General features: G+C 62.0%; 2 protein-coding genes and 1 pseudogene. All 3 read left to right on the top strand.

The features are described 5' to 3' along the window. Positions 1 to 182: 182 nt before the first annotated feature. Complete coding sequence (locus CSQ85_RS12885; RefSeq protein ID WP_107042730.1) at positions 183 to 434, top strand: hypothetical protein; 252 nt, start codon at positions 183 to 185, stop codon at positions 432 to 434. A 263-nt stretch (positions 435 to 697) separates the two neighbouring features. Further along, positions 698 to 1,330 (top strand): annotated as a pseudogene (locus tag CSQ85_RS13570) (transposase); the annotation flags it as partial. Positions 1,331 to 1,409: 79 nt separating this feature from the next. Next, positions 1,410 to 1,934, top strand: coding sequence for a transposase (locus CSQ85_RS13545; protein WP_190973054.1), 525 nt, complete (start codon positions 1,410 to 1,412; stop codon positions 1,932 to 1,934). Positions 1,935 to 2,286: the final 352 nt, after the last annotated feature.

Genomic DNA, 2,286 nt, shown 5'->3' with positions numbered 1-2,286 from the left:
GGATGTGGGAGAGTAGCACGTCGCCGCTACACACGTAACCGAATCCCCGGCAGGACAACACAGTCCCCGGGGATTCCGCATATCTAAAGCACATGCACAATCACCGCCTTCCATAACTTTTCCGTATATTCGACAAGCGGCGCGTGAGGTAGAGTCGTCATAAGCCGCTGATGGGGGTCTCCATGCACTACTTCACGCCGAAACGCTGCGCCACGTCGAACAAGATCATGTATCACGACAAGGCCCAGGCCCAGTATGCCGCCGATCAGAGCCTCATCGAGAGAGGTGCCGAACTATGGGTATACCGGTGCGAGTTCTGCGGCACCTGGCACCTCACCCATCGCGATCCAAGCACCAGCTATGCCTACACTCCCCTGAACCAGCAGCTCAAGCCACGCAGCCGCAAGAAGGGATACAAGCCGCGTAGACGCTGATGATGCGGTGTTTGGTGCGTAACCGGAATTCGTATGGATCCATCGACGATGATGGATCGTGGAGCGCGACACGCTCGTGGGAATTATTTTTGAGTCTTCGCCAGTTTGTGTGGTGGGGTGTTGGGCCTCGGCGTCTTCGCCGGGGCTTTTTCGTGTGTGGGATATGAGAGGGGCGTTCTCCTGTATGGTTTGTTTCCGCCAAGAAAGTAAACCGGAACAAGGGAACGCCTGTGCCAACCATATCAGCCGGCGCGCTCAAGCGCATGCTGCACCTGCCCGCCAACGTCGTGGTCTCCACGCCCCGCGTCGAGGACGACCCGCGTGACGGGACCGTCGTCATCGTGCCGGTGCGCCCGCACGCGCATGATATGGACCGGTGCGCGAGGTGCGGCGGGCATGGCCGGCCGTACGACCGGCTGGGCGTGCGGCGCTGGCGCCACCTCGACCTCGGGTGCGCGCGCCTGCTGTTGGAGTACGCGCCCCGGCGCGTCATGTGCCGCGAGCACGGGGTCACGGTCGCGATGGCGCCGTGGGCGCGCAGGAAGAGCGCGTACACGCGCGACTTCGAGCAGCAGGTCGCCTGGCTGAGCGTGCACGCGCCCAGAAGCGCCGTGTCGGCGCTGATGCGCATCGACTGGAAGAGCGTGGGCCCCGTGTGCAGGAGGGTCGCCGACGACCTGCGGGCCGAACAGGGGGCGGGCCTGTTCGACGGTCTGCGTTCCATCGGCGTGGACGAGACCAGCTACCGCAAGGGCCACAAGTACATGACGGTCGTCGTCGACCACGACCGCGGGCGCGTGGTCTGGATGCACCCGGGCCATGGCGAGAAGGTGTTCGACCTGTTCTTCGAGACGCTCACCGAGGAGCAGCGTGCCTCCATCCGGGTGATCACCGGCGACGGGGCCCGGTGGATCGACGAGTGCGCGTTCCGCTGGTGCCCCATGGCCGAACGCATCCCCGGGCGGGTTCCACATCGTGTCCTGGGCGACCGACGCGCTCGACAAGGTCCGCACCGCCGCATGGCGCGAGGCCAGAAAGGCCGGCACGGCCCGGAAGGGCGCCAAGGACCCGATCAAGGGCGCGCGTTGGGCGCTGCTGAAGAACGAGGGCGACCTGACCGCCGGGCAGAAGGCCCAACTGGAATGCATCGCCAACACCAACGAGACCCTCTGGGAGGCGTACAAGCTCAAGGAACGCCTGCGCATGATCCTCAAGCAGACCGCCGACACAGCCGCCCCCCTGCTGCGCCAATGGGCCGCCGACGCGTCCCTGTCCGGCATCCCCGGATTCGTCCAGCTCGGCGAGAAGATCGCCAGACGCCGCCACGACATCCTCAGAACCATCCGTTCCGGACTGTCCAACGCCAGGCTCGAGGCCGTGAACAACAAGATCAAGACCACCATCAAGATCGGCTACGGCTACCGCAACCTCGACAACCTCATCAGCCTCGTCATGCTCAAATGCGGCGGACTCGACCTACAACTCCCCGGACGCCAATAACCAGTAGGCACAACCAACGACTCACACCCACACAAACACCCGAAGAGCCTTATTTTTGATGCCGGTGATTGTGTTTCCGGCCTCTACACTGGTTGTAGACGTGATTTTGCACCCTTTTGCGACACGCCGGGCGAAGCCTGTGTTTTCAAGGGTTTAGTCGATGTTCGACGACAGTGGTTTGCATTGATCGGACAAGTGGTGTAAGTTATTCATTCGCTGCCGCTGAGCGGTTGGTTTCCTTTCTTCTTCAAGTTCAAGGTTTCCTGCTGGTTCAGTGTGTGTGGTGGTTTGAGAACTCAAGAGTGTGTTTGTACTACTTCTTTATAGTCAATGATTGCCAGTCCGCTGCAGG

Source organism: Bifidobacterium rousetti (genome assembly GCF_008698235.1).
In the GTDB taxonomy this organism is placed as follows: Bacteria; Actinomycetota; Actinomycetes; order Actinomycetales; family Bifidobacteriaceae; genus Bifidobacterium; species Bifidobacterium rousetti.
This window is presented reverse-complemented; position numbering and strand designations above follow the sequence as displayed.

Bases quoted from the DNA above. Each gene is read 5' to 3' on its own strand.
- CSQ85_RS12885 (WP_107042730.1), top strand. From the start codon at position 183: ATGCACTACTTCACGCCGAAACGCTGCGCCACGTCGAACAAGATCATG.